Raw genomic sequence first — 22,851 nt, 5'->3', positions numbered from 1 at the left:
ACAATCAGAATTGGTAGCGAAATTGCAGTTTAATATCGCTTTTTTTGTTGCCTTCAATTTCATCTAGACCGGAGCCAACAGTGCCTGCTCTGGGGTAAAATGAAAAGGCATACCTGCCCCAAATGTCCAGGCGCTTGAGCAGTTTGTACTTCAGGTTCAGGTAGTTTCTCCAACCTTTGCCACTATACATGCCAAAGCTGAAGCTGTACAGCACATCATCTTCATAAGCATATATTCGGCTGTTAAAAGAGGGGATATTGAAATAGGCAATCCTTATGTTTCCTGATAATCTGGTTCTCAGTGGCTTATAACTCATATCCTGGTAGGCGAGATAGCCAAATTCTGCACCGCTTGCGCCCTTGTGATATTGCGATACCTCCAAGCGATTTTGAAAGCCAATCGATCTGTTCAGTTGCCAGTTTACATCTGCCCTGTACGATTCCTTTTTTACCTCGTCGAGGTAATTGATGGGAACAGCCAGGTCTGTATTTTGCTGTTTCAGCTCGCTCTTGTAGCGCAGCTGGATTTTGAAGGTTTTGCTCGGCATATAGCTCAACTGCCCCAAAACCTCATACCCATCTGATGGTGCATCAATCCTGAATTTTAGCCAAGGAAATTTAAAATAATCGGCATAGACTGCAATGGCCCACGATTTGGCAGGATATAAGTTTAATCCAACATACAAACCCCTTTCATTCGTGGCGCGGGTTGCTTCGGCCATTGCCTGGTTAAAAAAGTTGTGGTAGTTGCTGGCATAGTTGCGGTAAAGTACAACTGCCGACGCTTTTGCCGACAGGCTGATCAAAGCACCATTTACATAAGCCAGGCCACTTTGCAGGCTTTTGGCAATTTCGCCAAAAAGATAAAAGTTTCGATAAATGTACGTGTAGTGCAAGCCTAGGTTGGTCAGTGTTTTTCCCGAAAAATCATCATAGCGATATGGAGATGTTTCGGCTGTAAAAGCACGGTTGTAATTGGTACGGTGGGCAATCAGGCCAATATTGAGGTTGTTTCTTTGGTACTGTAATGCGCCACCAAAAAACAATTGGGTTAAACGGTTCCTGTTTTTGATTTCACTCTCCGTTCGATGATAGCCCGTTTCATTGATGGTGGTAAGCACTTCTTCGCCTTCGTTGTTCAGGCTTAAACTGGCATCGAGCTTTCTGTAAGATAAAAATCCGGTAAAAACCAGGTACTTGGTTAATGTAACGGTTGTTGCCAGTCCGCGTAAGAAAGCATATTCGTTGGCCGAGTGATAAGGTCTCAATCCGAGGTCTTTTTTGGCAACACTGGTTACATCAGGAGCCTTGCCAAATGCAAATCCCGACCAAAGGGTTAATCCCTGGCCAAATTGCAGGCTATAATCGCCTAAAACTATTTTGTTAAACCTCCAGGTATTAAAAATTGCCAAGTGGGCCGATTTAAAGTCGGCACCCCACTTTTCTCCCGCATCTTTTTCAGCAATCAAGCCGGCGTCTATCCGTTGGGCAAAATTGTATTTGTAACGCAGCAGCAAACGTTCTGGCGTGCCCAAATATTTGCTTCCGGTTAGCTTGGAGAAGCCCTTTGGCATGTCTAATGTCCGTCCGGCTCGAATAAATAGGTCGTTTTCGCCAAATAAGCGTAGGTTCTTCAAAGTAGGTTTCCTCATCAGGCTATTATTTGCTATAGCAACAAAAGGCAATAGCCGTGTTATGGTTTCCGCATCAAAATTGGGAATACTTTGCAGTTCGAGTACGTCAATGAAAGGCCCATTGGCTTTGAGGTAGGCGAAGAAATTACTGATTTGCAGGGGCGAAAGAAAAACCAGGCTTTTTAATTCTTCTGCATGGGTTTGGTTCAGGTTGATGGGATGTTTGCTGAAATAGATCAAGCGGTCTTCCAGTTCAAAAAGGTCGTAATCTTCAGGTAGGTTTTCTGCCAGGCTCTCCATCAAGTCTTTGATAAAACCCGCTTCGGCCGTTTGCGCCCTAACGATATTGCTATACAAGAAAAGCATCAATAAAACTCTAAAATACATAACCCAAAGTAATTTGAGGCGAGTAGCCCAGGTAAGGATCGCTGGCTACGGCCATGTCTAACATGAATTTTTTATAGTGGAGGCCAAAGCCGGCATACTGCTTAAAGGGCTTGGCCGTTAAACCGCCACGCAGGCTGAATAGCGCTAGCAGTTGGTAATCTATACCGATGGCCACATCAATCGGAAGATGCAGTGTCTTGCTCAAATCACTAGTAAGCAGCACCTTATCGCTGACGAGATACGAGAACCCCAGATGAAAAGAGGTCGGAATAATGAGCTTAACCGCTGGGCCCTTGTATGCCTGAAGCGCCGGATTATCGATGTAAAAACCAAGCAAAAGCTGCTTATTGAAGCGATAAAGAAAGCCTACATCCAAAGAAAATGCCGAAGTTGCGCCATAGTTGTCGATTTTAAGCTGATGGTAATTCCCCTTGAGTCCAATGGCCAGTTGTCGGCCGAACTTTTTAACCATGGCCAAGCTGGCCCTGATTTCGTTGTATTCGGCAATGCCATAGCGGTCTAAGCCAATCCCAATGCTGTTTTTTTGAAAAGGAATGGCAATGGCAATGGCCTGTCGACTGAGTTCGGTGGCAAAAAGATACTTGGTGTAATCAATGGCCGCCACTATTTTCGGAATCCCAGAGATGCCTGCCGGATTGCCCTGTATGCTCCAAACATCTTCAATGGCATTGCCGTTATTGCCCATGGCAGCCAGCCTTGCGCCTAAATGGGCTTGCGCAAGGCCATTAGCAACACTACCTTGTAGCATTGCTAGGCATAGTAATATTCTGTTCATAGGTAAGGTAAGCCTAATTTACAGAATATAAATGATATAAAAATTAAATATTTAAAATTTTATTCTTTTAAAACTTAATATTCAAAATTAAATTTTTAATTCTTTCCCATCCACGCATGTGTCCACATGCGCTTGTGCACCGGAATGGCGATTAGCCGATCGATCGTGATGTTTTTAACTGTCCACTATTGCTGCGTAATAGGATTTGGGCGGCTCAAATCCAGATTGATCCTGCTTAAAATATATTTAATTTAATGCCTTTATAATTAGCAAGTTAGTTTAATAGAATTTCTCTATTCTTTAATTTGTTTATCCGTATGAAATGTTTTTTGGTCCAAATCATGAAAGCCAAGGACTTAAGCTGGCGTTATGGATAAATAAATCGATTTAGTTTTGCTATTTAAGCTCGTACTGCCTACATTTAATTTATATTTAATCCTCCCAACCAAATTTATTCCTGATATGAATATTAAAAAACATCATTTTTTTGTTTTCCTGATTCTTGGGGCCTTGGCGGCCTGTCATTCATCAAATCGGGAAACTGCTAACGAGCAGCCAACAGCAGGCAATGGCTTAACGGCCGATTCTTTTAAAACGACCATTGATGGCAAAGCGGTTGCACTTTACAGGTTGGTTAACGCCAAGCATATGGAAGCCAATTTTACCAATTATGGTGGACGTTTGGTTGGTTTACTAGTACCCAATAAAGCTGGAAAACTGGTTGATGTAGTGGTGGGAATGCCGAGTGCAAAAGCCTATCAAGAAGCCACAGAGCCTTATTTTGGGGCTACCATTGGCCGCTATGGCAATCGTATTGCCAAAGGTAGATTTAAACTGGATGGCCAAGTTTATACCTTGTTTGCTAATAATGGACCTAATACCCTGCATGGCGGCAAAAAAGGGTTTCAATATGTAGTTTGGGATGCCAAGCAGCCCAATGCCCATACGCTGGAGCTTAGCTATCTTTCAAAAGATATGGAGGAGGGCTTTCCGGGCAATTTAAAAGTCAAAGTAACCTATACTTTGACAGATGATAACGAGTTGAAAATGGATTATGAGGCTACGACCGATAAAAATACGGTTGTAAACTTGACCAATCATGCTTTTTTCAACCTTAATGGCGAGGGCAGTGGCGATATCCTCAAACACAGCCTGCAGCTTTATGCCAATTATTTCCTGCCAGTCGATTCAACTTTGATCCCATCTGGCAAATTACAGCAGGTAGCCGGTACACCTTTCGATTTTACGCAGCCGCAGCCTATCGGCAGCCGTATCAACCAGCAAAACGAACAGCTGGCTTTTGGCAAAGGCTATGACCATAACTATGTGCTCAACAAAACCAAAGCCTTGGGCATGTATCACGCCGCAACGGTTAAAGGCGATAAATCTGGAATCGTTATGGATATTTATACCCAAGAGCCTGGTTTGCAGTTTTATAGCGGTAATTTTATGCAAAGTAAAAATACCTTTAAATCGGGTGCAAAAGACGGTTTTAGGACGGCATTTTGTCTAGAAACGCAACATTTTCCTGATTCGCCCAACCAGTCCAACTTTCCGAGCACCATGCTTGGGCCTGCTCAGGTTTATCGGACGAGTTCCGTTTATAAATTTTCGAATAATTGATTTTTGGCTGACATCAGGCCCGGCAAAGAAGCTTAGCTTTGCGGTTTTAGTCGAGTTATGAACAAACACATCGAACGTATCCAGGTTGCCATCGAACCGTTGAGGCAACAAATTGTGAACCATCCGGTTTATGGTGTAATCGAAAGCGTGGAAGACCTGCGCCTGTTTATGCAGTACCATATTTTTGCCGTATGGGATTTTATGTCGCTTTTAAAGGCGCTGCAAAATAATTTGACTTGTACCTCCGTACCTTGGTTTCCTACCGGCAACGCGGCCACAAGGCATCTCATTAACGAGATTGTGGTAGGCGAGGAGTCGGATGTGGACGAGCATGGCCAACGCAAAAGCCATTTTGAGCTTTATTTGGAAGCCATGGAACAGTGTGGCGCAAGTACAGCCAGCATCAATCAGTTTATTGGCTCGTTAAAGGCCGATGGAGACTTCGAAAAAGCCTATGCCACATCGGATACACCAATGGCTGCCCGTCAGTTTGTAGATTTTACCTTTAGCGTAATCCATAGCCAGAAAGCCTACCTACAGGCCGGTATTTTCACTTTCGGTCGCGAAGACCTGATCCCGTCGATGTTCTTGGCTATTATTAAAGATATGGCGCTCGATTTTCCGGAGCAGATCAGCATCTTTAAATACTATTTGGAAAGACATATCGAAGTTGACGGTGACCACCATAGCCATTTGGCTCTGGAAATGACAGCTTTGCTTTGTGGAGACGACGAACAGAAATGGACCGAAGTTGGTGCGGCCATCAGCGAATCATTGCAGCAACGCATTCAGCTCTGGAATGAAGTGCACAAAGAAATTTGTAAAACGAAAGCCATTGCGTAAATTGCAGGAGCAAAGCTTTAGCACTTATAGTAATAAAAAGATGTTTTTGAGTGCTATTGGCTTGGTATTTGAGGCATAAAATTGCTTAATGATTAAAAATTATGAAAACATTTATGAATAGGACATCATCCGGTCTGCTGGCAGCAGTCTGTATGGTTGCAGTATTGGTTTCGTCTTGTAAAAAGAACGATGACCCTGTAGTGGTTAGTGGCGATGCCAAAATCAAAGTTGTAAATGCGGTACAAGGCTCCAACGCCCAGGATTTTTATCAAGGGAGTACCAAATTAACCACTACAGCCTTGGCTTATGGAGATGCCAGTGATTACTTTACGGTAAAAGCAGGTTCAAGTACCATTTCTTTTAAGGATGCAACTACCGCTACTTTAAAAGCTTCGGCCAATGTAGGCATGAATACCAATGGCTCTTATACTGCATTTTATTATACCGATGCTTCTGGCGCTGGTCAAATTACAGGTTTTGGCGACGATAATACGGCTCCGGCATCAGGTAAGGCTAAAGTAAGGTTTATGAACTTGGGCTCGGCTTTCAACAACTCGGTCAATATTATCATTAGCGGAGGGTCGGCTTTAATCAATGGCCTGCAATATGGCAATGTATCGGCTTATAACTTAATAGATGCCAATGTCAATGCCTTAACGGTATCAATTGTAGGTTCGGGAACCACAACTGTTATTCCAGCTTCCACTTTCCAATCGGGTAAGGTTTACACGGTTTGGTTTGATGCCGCTAATTCGACAACAGCGAACTATCACGTGATTTTACACAACTAAAATTCTTTTTTTGAAAGAAGAAAGCATTGCCATTCCGGCAATGCTTTTTTTATGCCGGAGCCATTTAAAATTTGTTATTTTTGGTCCTTATCATTTCAAATGGATCAGCAACAATCCTTACAGTTAAGAACCGTCAATGTGACCCGCTATGTAACGCCATTACGCGAGGGAGGTTCTATGCCTGCCATTGCCGAAGCAGACGACGGCTTTTTGTATGTGCTTAAGTTTAGGGGTGCCGGACAGGGCCATAAAGCGCTCATCTCCGAAATTATTGGTGGAGAATTGGCCAGGGCTTTGGGCCTTAAGGTACCAGAACTTGTTTTTGCCAACCTCGACGAGGCTTTTGGCAGAACCGAACCTGACGAAGAGATACAAGACCTGCTGAAGGCAAGCGTAGGCCTTAACCTGGCCTTACATTACCTTTCAGGCGCAATCACTTACGACCCGACAGTGGCCACGATTGACCCGTTGCTGGCTTCGAAAATCGTGTGGCTCGATTGTCTGCTCACCAATATGGACAGAACTGCACGCAATACCAATATGCTTTTCTGGCATAAGGAGCTTTGGCTTATCGATCATGGCGCATCGCTCTATTTCCACCATTCGTGGCAAAATTGGGAAGAACAGGCCAAACGGCCATTTGTATTAGTTAAAGACCATGTTTTGTTGCCACAGGCCAGTTTGCTGGAGGAGGTTGATGCCGAATTGCGCAGGCTGCTGCATCCAGCACTGATTAACGAAGTTTTGCGCCTCATCCCTGATGCATGGCTTGACGAAAGGACTTTCGAAAGCAGCGAGGCCCAAAGAGCAGCTTATGCCTCGTTTTTAAATACCCGAATAGAAAATTCTTCCATTTTTGTAAAAGAAGCACAACATGCAAGAGCTGCACTTATTTGAATATGCCGTTATTCGCGTAGTGCCCAAGGTAGAGCGCGAAGAATTTTTGAATGTTGGGATTATTCTGTATTGTGCCAAACAGAAATTCCTGAAGAGCCTTTTTCACCTGAACGAAGCGCGCCTGAATGCCTTTGCTTGCGAAACGGAAACCGATTTCATTTGGAGCAATCTATTGGCTATCGAAAAGATTTGTGAAGGTAAGGCAGGTTCAGGGCCTATTGGCCAGTTAGATATGGCCTCGCGTTTTCGTTGGCTTACGGCCACCCGGAGCACCGTTGTACAGGCTTCTAAAGTACATCCAGGCTTCTGTACCGATGCGCAGGAAACATTAGAGAGATTGCACCAGCAATTGGTTTTATAGCATGTTAGCAAAGGCCAGGAAATATAAGTTTAATGGTGGCTGATTAGTTTTGGCAATGCCTTTAAAATAGGTGGCTTAATTGCTTTGATCGCCTCAACCATGTATGTTATCGCCTGGCTTATAGTGTATTACAACTTTATCCCCGATTTTATGGAGAATATTCGGCCCATGTAATCAATCAGGCTAAGGAAGCCAAGGTGTCGCAAGCTGAACTCAATAAGCAGATTGCCCAGATGGATTCTTTCAAGGAGATTTATAAGAGTCCCTTTGGGCATCATTTTAATGACATCTGGAAATCCTGCCACTTGGACTAATCGTTGCACTCATCAGCTCATTAAACTTAAAGAAAAAAGAAATAAAAATTGTTGCCCAGACTTAAAGTTCAAACGTTTCGCCCCGCTCGGGAATGGCCACTTGGTAGCCTTCCTGTTGTAAGGCATTGGCAAAGGCAAGCATGCTTTTGGTTTCGCCATGAACCAAAAATACCTTTTTGAGCTGCTGCACGGGTTGTTGCCTTACGGTTTCCATCAAGTCGTTGTGGTCGCCGTGTCCGCTTAGCAGGTCGGTTTGTTTAATGGTAGCATAAACCATGAGGTCGCGGTTGCGCAAACGCACAATAGGATCGCCCCGCAATAGCCTGTCGCCCAAAGTACCTTTGGCACAAAATCCTATAAAAAGAATTGTGCAGTAATAGTTTTGGATGTTGTAGTAAAGGTGGTCTTGAATGCGGCCACCTTCCAGCATTCCGGCAGAAGAAATGATGATGCAGGGTTCTAAATAATTGCTGATCGACTTGCTTTCCTTCTGATCGTGTGTATAGGTGAGGTTCTCGAATTCAAATTCATCGCCTTTGAGCTGGTAAAATGTTTTGGCTTCGTTGCTCACCAGCTCATGATGCTTGCGATAAACATCGGTGGCGTAATTGGCCAGCGGGCTATCTACAAAAATCTGTACCGGAGGCAACAGGCCCTTGCTAAAAATCTGGTTCAGTGTAAATACCAACGATTGGGTACGGCCAATGCTGAAGGCAGGAATAATAAGCCGGCCAGGGTTTTTGATACAGGTTTCCGTTATCGTTTCGATCAGTTTTTGTTCAATGGTCGTTCCCGTCGAATGCAGGCGTCCGCCATAAGTAGATTCACAAACCAGGTAATCAACCGGTGGCAAGGGCATCGGATCGGGGAGGACAGGGTAGTTTTTTCGGCCGATATCGCCGGTAAAGGCAATTGTTTTGGTGGTTCCATGTTCGGTTATGCTCAGTACTACGGCGGCAGCGCCCAGTAAGTGGCCAACGGGAACAAAAGTGAGGGCTATATGGCCGTTAATTTGGAACGTTTTGTTAAAACCGATGGTGACGAAGCGATCTACGGTTTCCATCACGTGTTTCTGGAGGTAAAGCGGTGCAGGACCTGAACGCTTTTTGCGGCCATGCGATTTTTTCTTTTGTTTGCTTAAAAAGATATTTACCGAATCCAACAGCAAAAGTTCGCTCAAATCGGCTGTGGGTGGCGTGCACAGGATCTGGCCCTCAAAGCCCATCCTGATTAAAGTGGGCAGGTTACCTGAATGGTCGATATGGGCATGGGTCAGAATCACCACGTCGATGTTGCTGGGGTCGAAGGGAAAATGCTGGTTTTCGTCTAAATAAGTACCTTTTTCATAATCCAGTCCACAATCTATCAATATATTGTAGCCTTCGGTCTGCAACAAACTCATGCTGCCCGTTACTTGCTGGGCAGCGCCCCATACGCTTAATTTCATCTCAGTAGATTCTCCGCTAAAGTGGACAAGATATTCATTTTTGTGGTTCAAACAAAACCTTGAAGGCCAACTGATTTAACTATGGGTAAAAAAAATGACTAAACAAAAACGCCCTTGTTGCTGTTTTTGAATGGAATTGAGCCTGTATTTTTTGAATTGGCGTTGCCTCGGTTTCTGTTTTGGCATCATTTTTTCATTAGTTGGGTATAAATTAAATCTAAATATTATGAAAAGGATAATCGCAATAGTTGCTTTGGCAACAGTTTTAGCTTCTTGTGGCAATAGGGCCAAAGAAGAGGCATTGGCCAAACAGCAGGCCATCGCTGCCGTAAAAGACAGCTTAAAATTAGATAGTTTTAAAAGGGTGGAAGAAGCCAATAAGCAACGCCTGATCGAAGAAAAACACCAGGCAGAATTGGCCGCGGCCAGAAGAAGTGCCACAACCAGCTACTCGTCTAGCGGCACCACCACTACCTCGTCGGCCGGAACCACTGCCGCAGCCAAGAAAAAAGGCTGGAGCGATGCGGCCAAAGGTACAGCTATTGGTGCAGGTGTTGGCGCTTTAGGCGGTATTTTGATTGATAAAAACAATGCCAGGGGCGCTATTATCGGTGGTTTGGCAGGTGCAGGTGCCGGTTATGCCATTGGTAGGGCCGAAGACAGAAAAAGCGGCAGGGTACAGAAAAAACAATAATATATTATCTAGCTATGTTAAAGCCCAGTTTGTAAAAGAACTGGGCTTTTTTGTGAATAAAAAAAAAGACATTGCGCTAACCATCCTGACATTGTACCCTAATGAAATTGTATCTATCATTGCATGTAATTTCAAACCGACCAACATGTATCTGCTGCTTATTGTCGTTTTAACGCTTGTTATATTTATTTGCTTCGTACTCCAACTCCCAGTTTTTGGGCGTTTGCCAAAGGGAAAGCGACCCGAAAAACTAAGGCAACTGCCTAATTATGGCCGTGGGGCTATCGAAAATCTTTCGCCAACACCAACCAAGCCAGAAGATGTTTCATGGTGGCAAATGCTGTCTAAAGTAATCAAAGGCAATACGAATGGTGTGCCTCCAAGGGCTATTTCGCCACTTGTTCCAGACTTTTCGGCTTCAGAATCGTTCAAAATTACCTGGTTTGGGCATTCGTCATACCTGATCCAGGTAGATGGTCTGAATTTGTTGGTCGATCCTGTTTTCAGTGCCAGAACGTCGCCTTTTCAGTTCATCGGTACCCAAAACTTTCCGGGCACCGGTTTTATCAAGGCCGAAGACCTGCCACCTTTGGATATCGTGCTGATTACGCACGATCATTACGACCATTTGGATTACGGAACGATTTTAAAGCTAAAAGACAAAACCAAGCATTTTATAACTTCTTTGGGCGCAGGCAGCCATTTAGAGCGATGGGGCATCAAGCCCGGCCAATTAACCGAATTGGCTTGGGGCGAGACCGCCGAGCTGATGGGGCTACGCTTTACTGCAGCGCCCGCCAGGCATTTTACCGGACGAAAATTTAAGCGTAACCAAACCCTATGGTCGTCTTTTATACTTAAAACCAAGACCCAGCAGCTTTATTTGGGAGGAGACTCGGGCTATGATACCCATTTCAAGAACATCGGACAAACTTATGGGCCTTTTGACCTGGCTATTCTCGAATGTGGCCAATATAATGACATGTGGCCCTATATCCATATGTTTCCCGAAGAAGTGGTACAGGCCAGTATCGATCTTGGTGCGCAATGTTTGCTGCCGGTACATTGGGGCAAATTCAAATTGGCTCTCCACGATTGGGACGATCCGATTAAAAGAGTAAAGGCCAAAGCCGACGAGCTGGGTGTGCAATTGGTTACGCCACAATTAGGACAAACCTTTAACCTGCAAAGCAAACCGCAGACAGCTTGGTGGAAAGAATTATAAATTGTTTAAATGAACAATTGCCCCTAAATTAGTGTTTGTTAAAAAAAGCTAAACCATAGACCATGAAAACCGATCTTGTCGAAATATTCCAAACCATTAGGGCTTCGTTGCAGCCTTATGCGGCCAAAGGTTTCGCCGTTCGAAACAATACCGATTCAGTTTATGAACTTTGGAGCGAGCAGGAGGTGGAGATAGCGGGCAAAAAGTACGATGAGGTATTTTTTGTCAGTGTCTGCATCTTGAAGAATAGTGTTGGTTTTTATTTTATGCCGGTTTATATCGAACCTGAGCTAAAAAAATTGTTGCAGCCCGATCTGCTTAAGTTGCTCAAAGGCAAATCGTGCTTCCATGTCACCAAGTTAAGCGACGAATTATTAAATCACCTTGTAAATGCCCTCGAAACAGGTTTTACGCTTTATAAACAAAAAGGGTGGGTTTAAATCCGTTTTGGCAGGAAGATGTTTTTTTAACTGTACAGGCATTTCAACACGATATCAAATGGCTGCACCCGGCACCTTACTGTATTTTGCAGTGCAACGGGCAGTTTTTTATTCATTTGGTGTCTTTAACAAATCAGTTTGAACCCAAAGAGCTAATCGCCTTGCAGTTTCAATACCAACAAGAAGGCAAGCAGTTGGTGCATTTGTGGGAAGATGTTTGGTTGGCCAGGAGGGCGCAAGTACTGATGCGCGTCAGGTCTTTTCTCGGTTTAAACCAGATTTATCATGGCAGGCAGTCCCAAATCGTTGAAATCGATTCGAAAACCGCTCAGCGCTTTTTAGATATGCATCATTTGCAAGGCTATATCCATGCCAAATACCATTATGGTTTAACTTATCATGATGAATTGTTGGCTGTAGCAAGCTTTAGTAGCGCAAGGCCCATGAAGTCAAAAGGAGTTGCTTACCAATCGGCAGAGCTGGTTAGGTTTGCCTCGGCCAACGGACTAACCATTGCAGGTGGTTTGAGCAAGCTGATCAGGCATTTTACCAAACAGCTCAAATTAAACGACCTGATGACCTATGCAGACAGAGATTGGTCGCTGGGCAAGGGCTACGATAAACTAGGGTTTAGTTATGCCAACGAAACCGAACCTGCCTATTTGTACGTAAACAGCTCAACACTGGTCAGGTATTTTCCGCATCGCCTGCCCGCCAAAATCGTATTGGATTTTGAAGCTCAAAAAGACTTAAATTTGGACGATTTTTTGGCTTTTAACGGCTATATCAAGTTATTTAACACGGGCAACTTAAAATATTACCTTTACTTTTAAATGCAGGCACATCCATTATTGATCATTTTGGGGCCAACGGCTTCTGGCAAAACCAAATTGGCTGTTGCGGTAGCCGACCGGTTAAACGGCGAAATCATCAGTGCTGATAGCAGGCAGGTTTTTAAAGGAATGGATATTGGTACGGGAAAAGACCTTAACGAATACCAAATCAACGGAAATCATATTCCTTATCATTTAATAGACATCAAAAACGCTGGCGAAAAATACCAGGTCAATGCTTTTAAGGATGATTTTTACCAGGCCTTGGCGCATATTGTTCAACGTAGGCATTTGCCTGTTTTGTGTGGCGGTACCGGCATGTATATCCATAGTTTGTTGCAAAACCACGAACTGACCGCTGTTCCGGTTAACGAAGCGCTGCGAACTGCGCTTTTGCCCTTGTCCAAAGCCGAATTGCAAGCTAGAATTAACCAATACCCCGAAAGTTTAAGAGCCCAGGCTGATTATTCGTCGGCCAAGAGACTGATCAGGGCGATAGAAATTGCCGACTATCTCCAAAATAACCCTTTGCCGCGGCGGTCCAGGCCAATGCTTAAGCCTTTGGTTATTGGTTTGGATAGCGAGGTCGCATTGCGGAGGAATAGGATTATAGACCGCTTGCAACTGCGGCTAAACCATGGACTGATTGCAGAGGTTGAAGGCCTGCTCCACGATGGCGTATCGGCAGCAATGCTTTCTTTTTATGGGCTTGAATATAAGTTCGTAGGTGCTTATCTGCAAGGCGAAATGGATTTGGCCACCCTGCAGGAGAGGCTGGGAACTGCAATTTGCCAGTTTGCCAAAAGGCAGATGACTTTTTTCAGGAAAATGGAGAAGGACGGCGTAAATATCCATTGGCTGAAGGCCGAAAAAGGGACAGCCCAACTCCAAAAGGAAGTTGTCGATTTATTTATGGCGTTTAATTCAAAATAATCGCATATTCGCTCCATGAACAAAAAAATGAGGCCACTGATCAAATGGACGGGAGGTAAGTATAAGGAATTTGCCCTGTTTGCCCACCACATCCCTGAATTTGAACGCTATGTTGAGCCTTTTTTTGGAGGGGGAGGCGTGTTTTTCGCCTTGCAACCCCGTGTTCCCGCCTTCATTAATGATAAGAGTGCCGACCTCGTTAATTTTTACCGGCAGCTTGGACAGCAAGATTTCAAAGCCGAGCTTATTAGATATGCCGATGCCTGGACTGCTTTGGCCAAATTATCGGCACAGCTTTGGGAGCGTTGCGGAGAGATTTTTACGAGGTTTATCCATACGGATTTGCCCATAAACGAGTTGCAACAATGGCTTGAAGAGACTTTGACGAAACAACTTGCTGAAAACGGTCTGCTCACCGACAAGTTTTTTTTGATAGATGCCGAAGGATTTCGAAGCATTCTCTTAAACAGCTTAACCGATAAGGCTAAGCGCATTAAACGGATTGAGCAAAGAGAGCATCGCCAGTTTAGTGCCTCAGAATTGGCCGTGCATTTCGAAACGGGATTAAGGAGCGGCACTTATCTATTTTTCAGAAAGCTATTAAATCAATATTATAAGCAAACTTTAAACTTGCCGATGGCCAAGGCTGTGGCCAATTGGTATTTTGTGCGCGAGCTTTGCTATGGAGCCATGTTCAGGTTTAATGCCAAAGGCGAGTTTAACATCCCGTATGGAGGCATCGCGTATAATAAAAAGAACCTGCATCAGAAAATCCAGCATATTTTCAGCAAAGAAACTGCCGGGTTGTTTGAAGCCACGAAAATAGCCAACGACGATTTCGAGTCTTTTTTAAATGGACTGGATTTAATGCCCAGCGATTTTATTTTCCTGGATCCGCCATACGACAGCGAATTTTCGGAGTACGACCAAAATGCCTTTACACCATACGATCAGGAGCGACTGGCCAATTTTTTAATAGGTTGCAAGGCCAAGTGGATGGTGGTTATCAAGGAGACTGGATTTATCCGAAAAATCTATACCCATCCTCAAATAAAAATTGTAAATTTCAATAAGCGTTATAGTTATAATGTAAGAGGCAGAAACAAAAGGGCAGTAACGCACCTGATTATTACCAATTATTAGTTTTTTGCCTGTTAAACTGGTCGGCAAGCAAGAATCCGTGGCTGGTAAAGGTATTGCCGAGGGGCTCCAAAACAAGCAAAAATCATAATTTACATTTCCTTAACAATTGCATTGGCGGGTTTTGGCCAGTTATCGCAAGCCTTTCTGATTTTTTCGTGTAGATTGTATTTGTTTAATTTTCAGTTAATTGTATTGGTTTTCATGAGGTGTGCTTAACTTATAGTACTCATGATACTATCTAATTACATTTGCTACGAACAAATGCCTTGCAAGAATGTTAATATGTTATTAACTATTCAAAATTTGGTTTTGTCATGTGGCACACAATTTGTTTAAATTTGAGTAGACGGCCAATAAAGGCTGTCCACAACAAAACTTAACCAAAGTATTTTTAACAATGAAAAATTCTACAAAATTTTTAGCTTCTGCAGTAGCTGCACTGGCTTTATTCTTCACAAGTACTCATGTTAATGCGCAATCAGCTCCAAAATTCGGCATCGGTTTAAATGTTGGTATTCCAACTACAACTGGTTATAGCTTCGCTATTGGTGGCGATTTGCGTTATCAGTTCGACATCGACAAACAATTGTCGGTTCCAATTACTGCTGGTTACACTAATTTCTCGTTAAAAGACACTTATGGTGGTGGCAGCTTTGGATTTATTCCAGTTAAAGCTGGTCTTAAATATTTCTTCAACGATAGCGGTGCTGGCGCTTACGGTTTAGCCGAAGCTGGTGCTGGATTTAGCACAACTTCAGGTGGTGGTACTGCATTTGTTTACTCGCCAGCTGTTGGCTATGCTTGGAGCAATGGTTTAGACCTTGGCTTGAAATATGAAGGCTATTCTAACAACGGAAGCATTGGCTACGTAGGTTTGCGTTTGGCTTATGGCTTTAAATTGTAAGAAACCGTCTTAAAAAAAAAGCCCCGATGAATTCATCGGGGCTTTTTTTTGGCTAAAATTTTCGGGAAAGTAAGCAGGATTTTGCTTGCAATTCACAAAAAAGCAACATGTCTTAAGGCTTGAATATTGATTTGTTTGAGCTATCCAAAAACCATTTGTTGCTGGGCTACGTAAATAAGGGTAATCAACTAATCGATCAACCTTAACAAAAACAACATGAAAACAATTACAAAACTGTTCGCGATCACGGCAATAGCCACATTGGTACTTGCTTTTACAGCTAAAGCCCAAGAAACTACAAATCAGGGTAACGGTATGGCGTTTAAGATAGGAGTAGGTGCATTTGGAGGTTTGTTTCCTGATCAATCTGAAATGGATTATGGCTTTGGCGGCAGCTTGCGTTTGCAGTACGATTTGAGCAAAAATGTGGCATTAACGGCTTCGGGTGGCTATACCAAGCTTAAATGGAAAAACAGTCCTTTAGACTTTTCTTTTATTCCTTTAATGGGCGGCGTTAAGGTATTTGCCATCGAAAGAATGTACCTAAGTACAGGTTTGGGCACTGGTTTAGCCATTAAGGATGGCGCCAAAATGAATTTCATTTATACGGGAGGCTTGGGCTATGAATTTGCCAAGGGCTTTGATATTGCTGCAAGATATGAAGGTTACGTCAACGATAGTTCGTCATCTCTCTACTTTATGAAAACCGGCCAATACGCACTTAGTTTAGGCTATAATTTCAAATTGTAGCCGTTTTCTAATCTCATTTTAATTAAAATCTAATTTAAAAGTCAAGCCTTCAAAATTTTGAAGGCTTTTTTGCTATTTTAGAATTATAAATGCTATTTTGAGCAAAAAACAAAATCTATGCAATTACGCCTCTGTTTCCAACAAAACATGGTGTAATCGTTAACCAAATAGAAACATCAGATGAGAAATTATTTCGGGGTTGCAGCCCTTATGGTATTGGCGGCTTGCCAAACCAATACCAATTCATCAGGCACTACCACCAAAGACAGCACAGCCAAAACAGTTGCCGTAGCTACTGCGGCCACCATCACTTTCAAAGATGCAAAGCTACAGGATATCTATCATGACTATATCGTATTGAAAGATGCTTTGGTAGCCACTAAAATGACTGATGCCCAAACAGCCGCGCAAAAGCTGGCAGGCTCGTTAAAAACCTTTAATGGTTGCGAGAATACAGCCGTAACGGCCCAAAAAATTGCCGATGCCAAAGATATTGTTGTCCAGCGGAAAGAGTTTACGGCTCTGAGTTCAGACGTTATCGCCTTGTTTAAGCATGCCGCATTGACCAAAGGAACCATTTTTGTACAGCATTGCCCTATGGCCAACAAAGGCGATGGGGGAGATTGGCTTTCGTCTGAAAAGAAAATCCAAAATCCATACTATGGCAGCGAAATGTTGGAGTGCGGTGCGGTAACCGAAGAAATCAAAACCAAATAATTTCAGTGTAAAAACCTTGGTTTTTGGCCTAAATTAACAATAACTTAACAGTTTTGTTAGGTTAGGAACCCTCAATTTAAATTCAGATTAACTATTTTTGTTATTTATAAATTATAAGATATATGTCAGCTATTGCAGAAATTAAGATAGACGGTAAGACCTACGAATTTCCGGTTATTACTGGAACCGAAGGAGAGAAGGCCATCGATATTTCAAAATTAAGAGACCTTACAGGTCACATTACTTTAGATTTAGGTTATAAGAACACAGGTTCTACCAAAAGTGCCATTACTTTTTTGGATGGCGAAGAAGGCATTTTGAAATACCGTGGCTACCCGATTGAGCAATTGGCGGAAAAATCTACTTTTTTGGAAGTAGCCTATTTGTTGATTTATGGTGTTTTGCCTAAAAAAGAAGAACTGGAAGATTTCCAAAAGCAGATCAGCAGACACACCCTGATCCATGAGGATATGAAAAAATTCTTAGACGGCTATCCGTCTAAATCGCATCCGATGGCTCAGTTGGCTTCGTTGGTTTGTTCGTTGTCTACTTTCTACCCCGAGTCGCTTAACGCCAACTCATCTAAAGAGGAAATGAACCTGACCATGATCAAGTTGCTGGCCAAGTTCCCAACTATTGTGTCTTTCATCTATAAAAAATCGTTAGGCCATCCGCTGATCTACCCTAAAAACAAGTTCGATTATGTAACCAACTTCCTGCACATGATTTTTGGTCAGCGCACAGAAGACGTAGAAATCGATCCTGTGGTAGTAAGCGCCATGAATACCCTGCTTATTTTGCACGCAGACCACGAACAAAACTGTTCGGCCTCTACGGTTAGGATGGTAGGTTCTTCTGATTGTAACCTTTACGCTTCGATATCAGCTGGTATTTCGGCGCTTTGGGGTCCGTTGCATGGCGGGGCCAACCAGGCGGTAATCGAAATGCTAGAACTGATTAAAGCCGACGGTGGCGATACCGAAAAATGGATCAATAAAGCCAAAGACAAAAACGATCCTTTCCGTATGATGGGCTTTGGACACCGCGTTTATAAAAACTTCGATCCTAGGGCAAGAATCATTAAAAAGGCCTGCGACGATATCCTGGAGAAATTAGGCATCAACGATCCGGTACTGGAAATTGCCAAAAAACTGGAAGAGGCAGCCCTGAACGATCCTTACTTCATCGACCGCAAGCTTTACCCTAACGTAGATTTCTATTCGGGCATTATCTACAGGGCTTTAGGCTTCCCAACCGATATGTTTACCGTATTGTTTGCCTTGGGTCGTTTACCGGGATGGATTGCGCAGTGGAAAGAAATGCACGAAAACAAAGAGCCAATCGGCCGTCCGCGCCAAGTATACGTAGGCGACGTGAACATGGAGTTTGTACCAATCGACAAAAGATAAAATCGAGAAATAGATCCATCAAAAAGGCCGATGCAATTTGCATCGGCCTTTTTGATTTTTGGTACCAGCCAATTACATGGCCAGGTAGTAGATCACGTTGACGATGATAACCTCCGTAATTTTAATGGAAATGCCATAAAGTACAAAAATCCAGATCATCCGCCAAATGGTGGTTTTGCGCTTTCTTTGGTAAAATAACGTGAGGGCCTTGTACATATACCACAAGATCCAGCCCAGCATGGCTACGTTGATCAAATCGCTGATGGTTGAATGTGGTCCGAAGATGTATTTGGTTAAGGTTTGCGTAATGATAGAGATCAAAAAGAACGCCGTCATGCCATGGATGGTAAAAATGAGGTGGTCCATGTAATAAATATGGTTCTTCCTAAAATTGACCATGATAAAAAGCGCCATCAAAGGCATCAGCAAAAAGTACTGCTTGGGCCTGTTGTGTTCGAGTTTTTCGTTAATGAGCTCAGAGTTCTCGCCAATGCCGATGCTTCTCTTTTTAACGAAGCGCTGAAACCAGCCGTCGCGCTGTAGCAGGGGAAGCTTGTTTTGGCGCGCCAGGTAGGCTTCGTAGGTGCTATCGTTGCGTACGGTGTGTATTTCCTTGTATTTGTCGATTGTTTTGGCCAGCACATCTGATTTGTTCGCTTTGTATTGCGAGTCAAGTCTTTGCAACACAAATTCCTGGTTTTTGAAACTCATTTTCCTGAATTGTTCCCGCTCCAGTTGTGCCGCAATGGTTTGGGTTGCCTTTTTACCAATAGCTTTGTCAAGACCGGCATCGGCCAATACATTGTTGATGCTGTCGACGGTATTGTCGTTCTCCCCAATGGCTTTTTCGGTTTGTGTTTCCGCTTCGGGCTTTTCGTGTCGTTTTGGCGAATAGGCGACCAAAAAATAAATAATCGACACAAAGATGTACATGTTTACCGGGTTGATGTACCTGGCCCGTTTGCCAGCCAAATAATCGAGCGTTACCTGTCCCGGCTTGGTAAGCAGGGGACTCAGCGTCTTGAAAAACTTGTTGTCGAAATGGAAATAGTGGGCAATGCTATGGGTAATGAAATGCCATAAATTTTCCTTGAGTTCCAGGTTGGCTTGCCCGCATCTGCTGCAGTAATGTTCTTCTACATGGAAGCCACAGTTGAGGCAGGTATGATCTTTTCTATATTTTCCGGCAGACATTTAACGTTATTTAAGGAGTATTAAGCCATAGCAAAGCTAACAGCTATAATGATCAAGAAACAAAGGGTAAATACAAAAGTATAACAGAAGCTTAAGAAGAATATTTTGAGCACCGTTATCCATCTGCTGCTGTTGTAGAAGGTACGCAACGAGCGGTATACATACCAGATGATATAGATGGTGCAACCAAATTCCAGCCAGCCACTGATGTCGTAAACAAAGCCGAACAGCCACCTAAGCAGCATCGTAATCAGGACACTCAGAAAAATAGCCGAATGCAGGTGAAAGGAATAAATGAGGTGTTCGTAATAGTATTTGTTCTTGTTGATGTAGACCAGTTTGAGGATCAGCGCAAACATAGGCAACAACAAGAACATCATTTTAGGAATGTTATGCATCAGATCCTCCATGAATTTCTTTTGCGGATCTTCATATTGGTTCAGCTCTATGCTTCTTTTTACAAAATAGTGCTTGATAAAGCCGTCTCTCTTTGCAGCTGGCAGGGCCGCTTGGTGTTTTTCGTAGTCGGCTACGGTAGAGTCTTTTCCAGACAATTTGGAAAATCCCCATTTCCCCTTTTTTCTGCCTTCGTCGAGGTTGATTTCGATATTTTCGTCTTTATCGGCATCAATATTCTTTTTGGCTTCCTTCATGATGCTGTCTTTTATGCTCGCATTCATCGGAACGTACTGGATGGCATCTTCAACTGCCTTTAATTTATCTTTTTGCAGGCTGTCTTTTTTGCTGAGTGGCACTGTAGCCGTTGCTTTTTTGGGTGCCGGCTCTTTTTTCTCCTTTTCGCCTCCCCCTAAAATAAACAGGAAGAAAACAATACTGACAAAAATATACAGACGGATAGGGTGGATAAACGAAACCCTTTTGCCGGCTACGTATTCCTTGGTCAGCTGGCCCGGTTTAAGCAATAGCGGTTTTAGGGTCTTGAAAAACTTATGCTCAAAGTGAAAATAATCTGCTATGGCATGGGAGACCATGTGAAAGGCATCTTCCTTGACCACAATGTTTTCCTGGCCGCAATGCGGGCAGAAATGCTCTTCTACAATATGGCCACAATTTAAACAGTCTTTTTCTTTTCTGAGTTTTACGGATGACATCTGCTGGGTAGGGATATTAGTGGGTAATGGCTTCGATTACTTTGGCCTCGGCTTTGGTATGTTTATGTTTAAAGAAGATGACAAACAGCACGGTAATTACTAAGGCATAAATGGTAAATGAAAGCCAGATGTCATGCCAGTTTTTTACTTCAATGGCTTTGCTCAGGTTACCGTTGGCAAGCACTTCGATACCTTGGTTTTTTAAGAATTGGATCAAATGCGAATCCTTGACATCGGAGCCTACCAGATTGGCCAAAGGCTGAACGGCGGTGAAGCTGGTGGTAAAGTACTTCTGGATCATCCAGCCCGAAACCAAGCTGCCCAAAATGGCACCGAAGCCATTGGTCATCATCATGAACAGGCCTTGTGCAGAAGAACGCGTTTTAGCGGTTGTTGAGCTTTCTACAAACAAAGAACCCGAAATGTTAAAGAAATCGAAGGCCATGCCGTATACAATGCACGATAGGATAATCATCCAAAGTCCACCTGTTGGGTTGCCATAGGCAAACAAACCAAACCTGAATACCCAAGCTACCATTGCTATTACCATTACCTTTTTGATGCCATAACGTTTTAAAAAGAATGGAATGGCCAAGATGAATAGGGTTTCAGAAATCTGCGAAATCGACAAAATGATGGTCGAGTACTTGATTACGAACGACTCTGCATAGGCAGGAAACATCTTAAATTCATCTAAAAATACGTCGCCATAAGCGTTGGTCAATTGCAAAGCGCCACCCAGAAACATCGAAAAGATAAAGAAAACAGCCATTTTATAGGTGCCAAACAATTTGAAGGCTTCCAAGCCGATCTTTTGGACAAATGATTTTTTTTCACTGGTTCTTTGAGGCGGACATTTAGGCAGGGAAAACGAATAGATGCCCAATGCCAAGGCGCTGATACCTGCAATGTAAAACTGGTTTACGCTAGCTTTATTGCCGGTAAGATTGGTGATCCACATAGCCACAATAAAGCCAATGGTACCCCAAACACGGATGGGCGGAAAATCTTTGACCACATCGAGGCCACCCGATTTGAGCGTAGTATAGGATATGGAATTGCTTAATGCAATGGTTGGCATATAGAAGCACATGGCAATGAGTATGATCCAGAAAAAGGTATGCGGGTCGTTTACCTGTGGAAGGTAAAACATGGCTCCGGCATAAAGAATATGCAGAATGGCATATAGTTTTTCGGCATTGAGCCATTTGTCGGCAATAATACCCGTAATGGTTGGCATAAAGAGCGAGGAAATCCCCATGGTAGAGAAAATGATCCCAAAATCAGCGCCAGCCCATTGTTTGGTGCCGAACCAATAGTTTCCAATGGTAATGAGCCAGGCCGCCCACACAAAAAATTGGAAAAAACTCATTATGGTCAAACGAATTTTAATATTCATAAATACGGTTTAGTTGCTTAGTTTTAAATTAGCTGTAAGTTATAATTATTTTAAAACATTAGCTACAATGCAGCTAAAATTTGTCGAAAAAGAAAAGGCGTATTCAATAGTGTAGTGTGTTTTTGAGTTAGATTTTAACAGGTTCAACGGTGTAGCCTAATTTTCGTAATTGCTGAATTAACCCGTTTTTTAACGTCAAATGCCTAAAGCCAACGGCTATAAAGCAAGGTTTAGCAGTCAAGTAATCTGGAATGGCTTTCATCCAATTGTTATTTCTTGCAGTGAGAAACTGTTCAGTTGAATCTGAGATGACCTGGAAGTGGTAGTCGACATCGAATTTCTTGTAGTCAAATAGCACTTTGGCAATTTCGGTGCGGGTATTGGCGGTGCTGATGTAATCCATCAGCTTGAGGATCATGTTCGTACTCGATGTATCAGACAAAGCAATATCTGTTTTAAAGCTAGTATTGATCATGTTGATCTGATTCATCTCCAAACCTTTCACTTCCAATTTACTTTTTAGCGCAATATCGATAATCCGATTGTCCATTACTTCAAAAGATTTTCTGTTTACCGTATCGCAAATGCCCTGAAAATAGTTTCGTAACAATAAGAAAGTCAGTAGTTGAGGAGAAGATTTATACATTTCTTCGTCGCCGTACATGCTTTTGGTATAGGCATCGAATTTTTCTTGTTGCGTAGTGTTGAGCAAGGAATCCCATTTGGCTTTGTTCCAAGTACATATGGGTGTTTTCCGTTCGCCATTGATGTTTGGCTCGTAGGCTTCTACCAACAGGAGTTTGCTTTTTATCAAGTATTCATTTGCGATTTTAATGGAATCGAAAAAATCGGGATTAACCTCATGAAAAGTACCAAACAAATACGATTTGTTGGTTTGTCCCTTTTTGGAGACCTCCCATAATAAAGTATGCGGATTGTTTTGCGCTGAAGCCGGTAAAAACCAAAAGAGAAAGATTGCAATGCCGGCAACGATATTTTTCATGAG

The 22,851-nt window shown here is 43.0% G+C and carries 23 protein-coding genes; 16 read left to right on the top strand and 7 right to left on the bottom strand.

The window, feature by feature from the left end; translation table 11 throughout:
• Positions 1–4: 4 nt before the first annotated feature.
• A complete protein-coding gene (locus tag AC6H1S_RS09820) occupies positions 5–2,020 on the bottom strand; it encodes a helix-hairpin-helix domain-containing protein (RefSeq protein WP_497563476.1) in 2,016 nt (671 codons plus the stop codon).
• Positions 2,010–2,816: a PorV/PorQ family protein gene (locus tag AC6H1S_RS09815; RefSeq protein WP_497563475.1), complete on the bottom strand. Its 807-nt coding sequence runs from the start codon at positions 2,814–2,816 to the stop codon at positions 2,010–2,012. The genes AC6H1S_RS09820 and AC6H1S_RS09815 overlap by 11 nt, the downstream gene beginning before the upstream one ends.
• 462 nt (positions 2,817–3,278) lie before the next feature.
• On the opposite strand from AC6H1S_RS09815, the gene AC6H1S_RS09810 reads away from it, so the two are divergent.
• The 6 genes from AC6H1S_RS09810 (at position 3,279) to AC6H1S_RS09785 (ending at position 7,505) form a co-directional block, all read left to right on the top strand.
• Positions 3,279–4,439 (top strand): aldose epimerase family protein, encoded by a 1,161-nt coding sequence (locus tag AC6H1S_RS09810; RefSeq protein WP_497563474.1) that lies wholly within the window; start codon positions 3,279–3,281, stop codon positions 4,437–4,439.
• A 57-nt stretch (positions 4,440–4,496) separates the two neighbouring features.
• On the top strand, positions 4,497–5,282 hold the full coding sequence (locus tag AC6H1S_RS09805; RefSeq protein ID WP_497563473.1) for a DUF3050 domain-containing protein: 786 nt from the start codon (positions 4,497–4,499) through the stop codon (positions 5,280–5,282).
• Positions 5,283–5,395: 113 nt separating this feature from the next.
• Positions 5,396–6,073, top strand: coding sequence for a DUF4397 domain-containing protein (locus AC6H1S_RS09800; protein WP_199140625.1), 678 nt, complete (start codon positions 5,396–5,398; stop codon positions 6,071–6,073).
• 99 nt (positions 6,074–6,172) lie between these two features.
• Complete coding sequence (locus AC6H1S_RS09795; RefSeq protein ID WP_497563472.1) at positions 6,173–6,970, top strand: HipA family kinase; 798 nt, start codon at positions 6,173–6,175, stop codon at positions 6,968–6,970.
• On the top strand, positions 6,948–7,331 hold the full coding sequence (locus AC6H1S_RS09790) for a DUF3037 domain-containing protein (protein WP_497563471.1): 384 nt from the start codon (positions 6,948–6,950) through the stop codon (positions 7,329–7,331). Before AC6H1S_RS09795 ends, AC6H1S_RS09790 begins: the two co-directional genes overlap by 23 nt.
• 39 nt (positions 7,332–7,370) lie before the next feature.
• Positions 7,371–7,505: a DUF4199 family protein gene (locus tag AC6H1S_RS09785; protein ID WP_497566026.1), complete on the top strand. Its 135-nt coding sequence runs from the start codon at positions 7,371–7,373 to the stop codon at positions 7,503–7,505.
• 201 nt (positions 7,506–7,706) lie between these two features.
• Here AC6H1S_RS09785 and AC6H1S_RS09780 read toward each other — a convergent pair whose 3' ends face one another.
• On the bottom strand, positions 7,707–9,092 hold the full coding sequence (locus AC6H1S_RS09780) for an MBL fold metallo-hydrolase RNA specificity domain-containing protein (protein ID WP_497563470.1): 1,386 nt from the start codon (positions 9,090–9,092) through the stop codon (positions 7,707–7,709).
• 226 nt (positions 9,093–9,318) lie between these two features.
• Here AC6H1S_RS09780 and AC6H1S_RS09775 point away from each other — a divergent pair, with 226 nt between their 5' ends.
• The 10 genes from AC6H1S_RS09775 to AC6H1S_RS09730 all read left to right on the top strand — a co-directional run bounded on the left by AC6H1S_RS09775 (position 9,319) and on the right by AC6H1S_RS09730 (position 18,140).
• Positions 9,319–9,786 carry a YMGG-like glycine zipper-containing protein gene (locus AC6H1S_RS09775; protein ID WP_497563469.1) on the top strand — a complete coding sequence of 156 codons (468 nt, stop codon included), beginning with the start codon at positions 9,319–9,321 and terminating at the stop codon, positions 9,784–9,786.
• 223 nt (positions 9,787–10,009) lie between these two features.
• Positions 10,010–11,011 carry an MBL fold metallo-hydrolase gene (locus AC6H1S_RS09770; protein ID WP_497563468.1) on the top strand — a complete coding sequence of 334 codons (1,002 nt, stop codon included), beginning with the start codon at positions 10,010–10,012 and terminating at the stop codon, positions 11,009–11,011.
• 62 nt (positions 11,012–11,073) lie between these two features.
• Entirely contained in the window at positions 11,074–11,451 is a 378-nt protein-coding gene (locus tag AC6H1S_RS09765; RefSeq protein ID WP_497563467.1) for a hypothetical protein, read from the top strand.
• Positions 11,442–12,284 (top strand): hypothetical protein, encoded by an 843-nt coding sequence (locus AC6H1S_RS09760; RefSeq protein ID WP_497563466.1) that lies wholly within the window; start codon positions 11,442–11,444, stop codon positions 12,282–12,284. Before AC6H1S_RS09765 ends, AC6H1S_RS09760 begins: the two co-directional genes overlap by 10 nt.
• The gene (gene miaA, locus AC6H1S_RS09755; RefSeq protein WP_497563465.1) at positions 12,285–13,217 is read left to right on the top strand and encodes a tRNA (adenosine(37)-N6)-dimethylallyltransferase MiaA; all 933 of its coding nucleotides are present in this window, start codon (positions 12,285–12,287) and stop codon (positions 13,215–13,217) included.
• Between the two features lie 15 nt (positions 13,218–13,232).
• Positions 13,233–14,360, top strand: a complete 1,128-nt coding sequence (locus tag AC6H1S_RS09750) for a DNA adenine methylase (RefSeq protein ID WP_497563464.1) — start codon at positions 13,233–13,235, stop codon at positions 14,358–14,360.
• A gap of 397 nt (positions 14,361–14,757) precedes the next feature.
• Positions 14,758–15,264, top strand: a complete 507-nt coding sequence (locus AC6H1S_RS09745) for an outer membrane beta-barrel protein (protein ID WP_199140636.1) — start codon at positions 14,758–14,760, stop codon at positions 15,262–15,264.
• A gap of 216 nt (positions 15,265–15,480) precedes the next feature.
• Entirely contained in the window at positions 15,481–16,014 is a 534-nt protein-coding gene (locus AC6H1S_RS09740) for an outer membrane beta-barrel protein (RefSeq protein WP_497563463.1), read from the top strand.
• A gap of 180 nt (positions 16,015–16,194) precedes the next feature.
• Positions 16,195–16,731: a DUF3347 domain-containing protein gene (locus tag AC6H1S_RS09735; RefSeq protein WP_497563462.1), complete on the top strand. Its 537-nt coding sequence runs from the start codon at positions 16,195–16,197 to the stop codon at positions 16,729–16,731.
• A gap of 122 nt (positions 16,732–16,853) precedes the next feature.
• Complete coding sequence (locus tag AC6H1S_RS09730; RefSeq protein ID WP_199141857.1) at positions 16,854–18,140, top strand: citrate synthase; 1,287 nt, start codon at positions 16,854–16,856, stop codon at positions 18,138–18,140.
• A 72-nt stretch (positions 18,141–18,212) separates the two neighbouring features.
• On the opposite strand, the gene AC6H1S_RS09725 is transcribed toward AC6H1S_RS09730, so the two are convergent.
• The 4 genes from AC6H1S_RS09725 to AC6H1S_RS09710 form a co-directional block, all read right to left on the bottom strand.
• Complete coding sequence (locus AC6H1S_RS09725; protein ID WP_497563461.1) at positions 18,213–19,334, bottom strand: DUF3667 domain-containing protein; 1,122 nt, start codon at positions 19,332–19,334, stop codon at positions 18,213–18,215.
• A gap of 20 nt (positions 19,335–19,354) precedes the next feature.
• Positions 19,355–20,446, bottom strand: coding sequence for a DUF3667 domain-containing protein (locus AC6H1S_RS09720; protein WP_199141859.1), 1,092 nt, complete (start codon positions 20,444–20,446; stop codon positions 19,355–19,357).
• Positions 20,447–20,462: 16 nt separating this feature from the next.
• A complete protein-coding gene (locus AC6H1S_RS09715; RefSeq protein ID WP_497563460.1) occupies positions 20,463–21,845 on the bottom strand; it encodes a nucleoside permease in 1,383 nt (460 codons plus the stop codon).
• Positions 21,846–21,972: 127 nt separating this feature from the next.
• The gene (locus tag AC6H1S_RS09710) at positions 21,973–22,848 is read right to left on the bottom strand and encodes a TraB/GumN family protein (RefSeq protein ID WP_497563459.1); all 876 of its coding nucleotides are present in this window, start codon (positions 22,846–22,848) and stop codon (positions 21,973–21,975) included.
• Between the last annotated feature and the right edge of the window lie 3 nt (positions 22,849–22,851).

Source organism: Pedobacter sp. TM02 (assembly GCF_059705275.1).
This window is presented reverse-complemented; position numbering and strand designations above follow the sequence as displayed.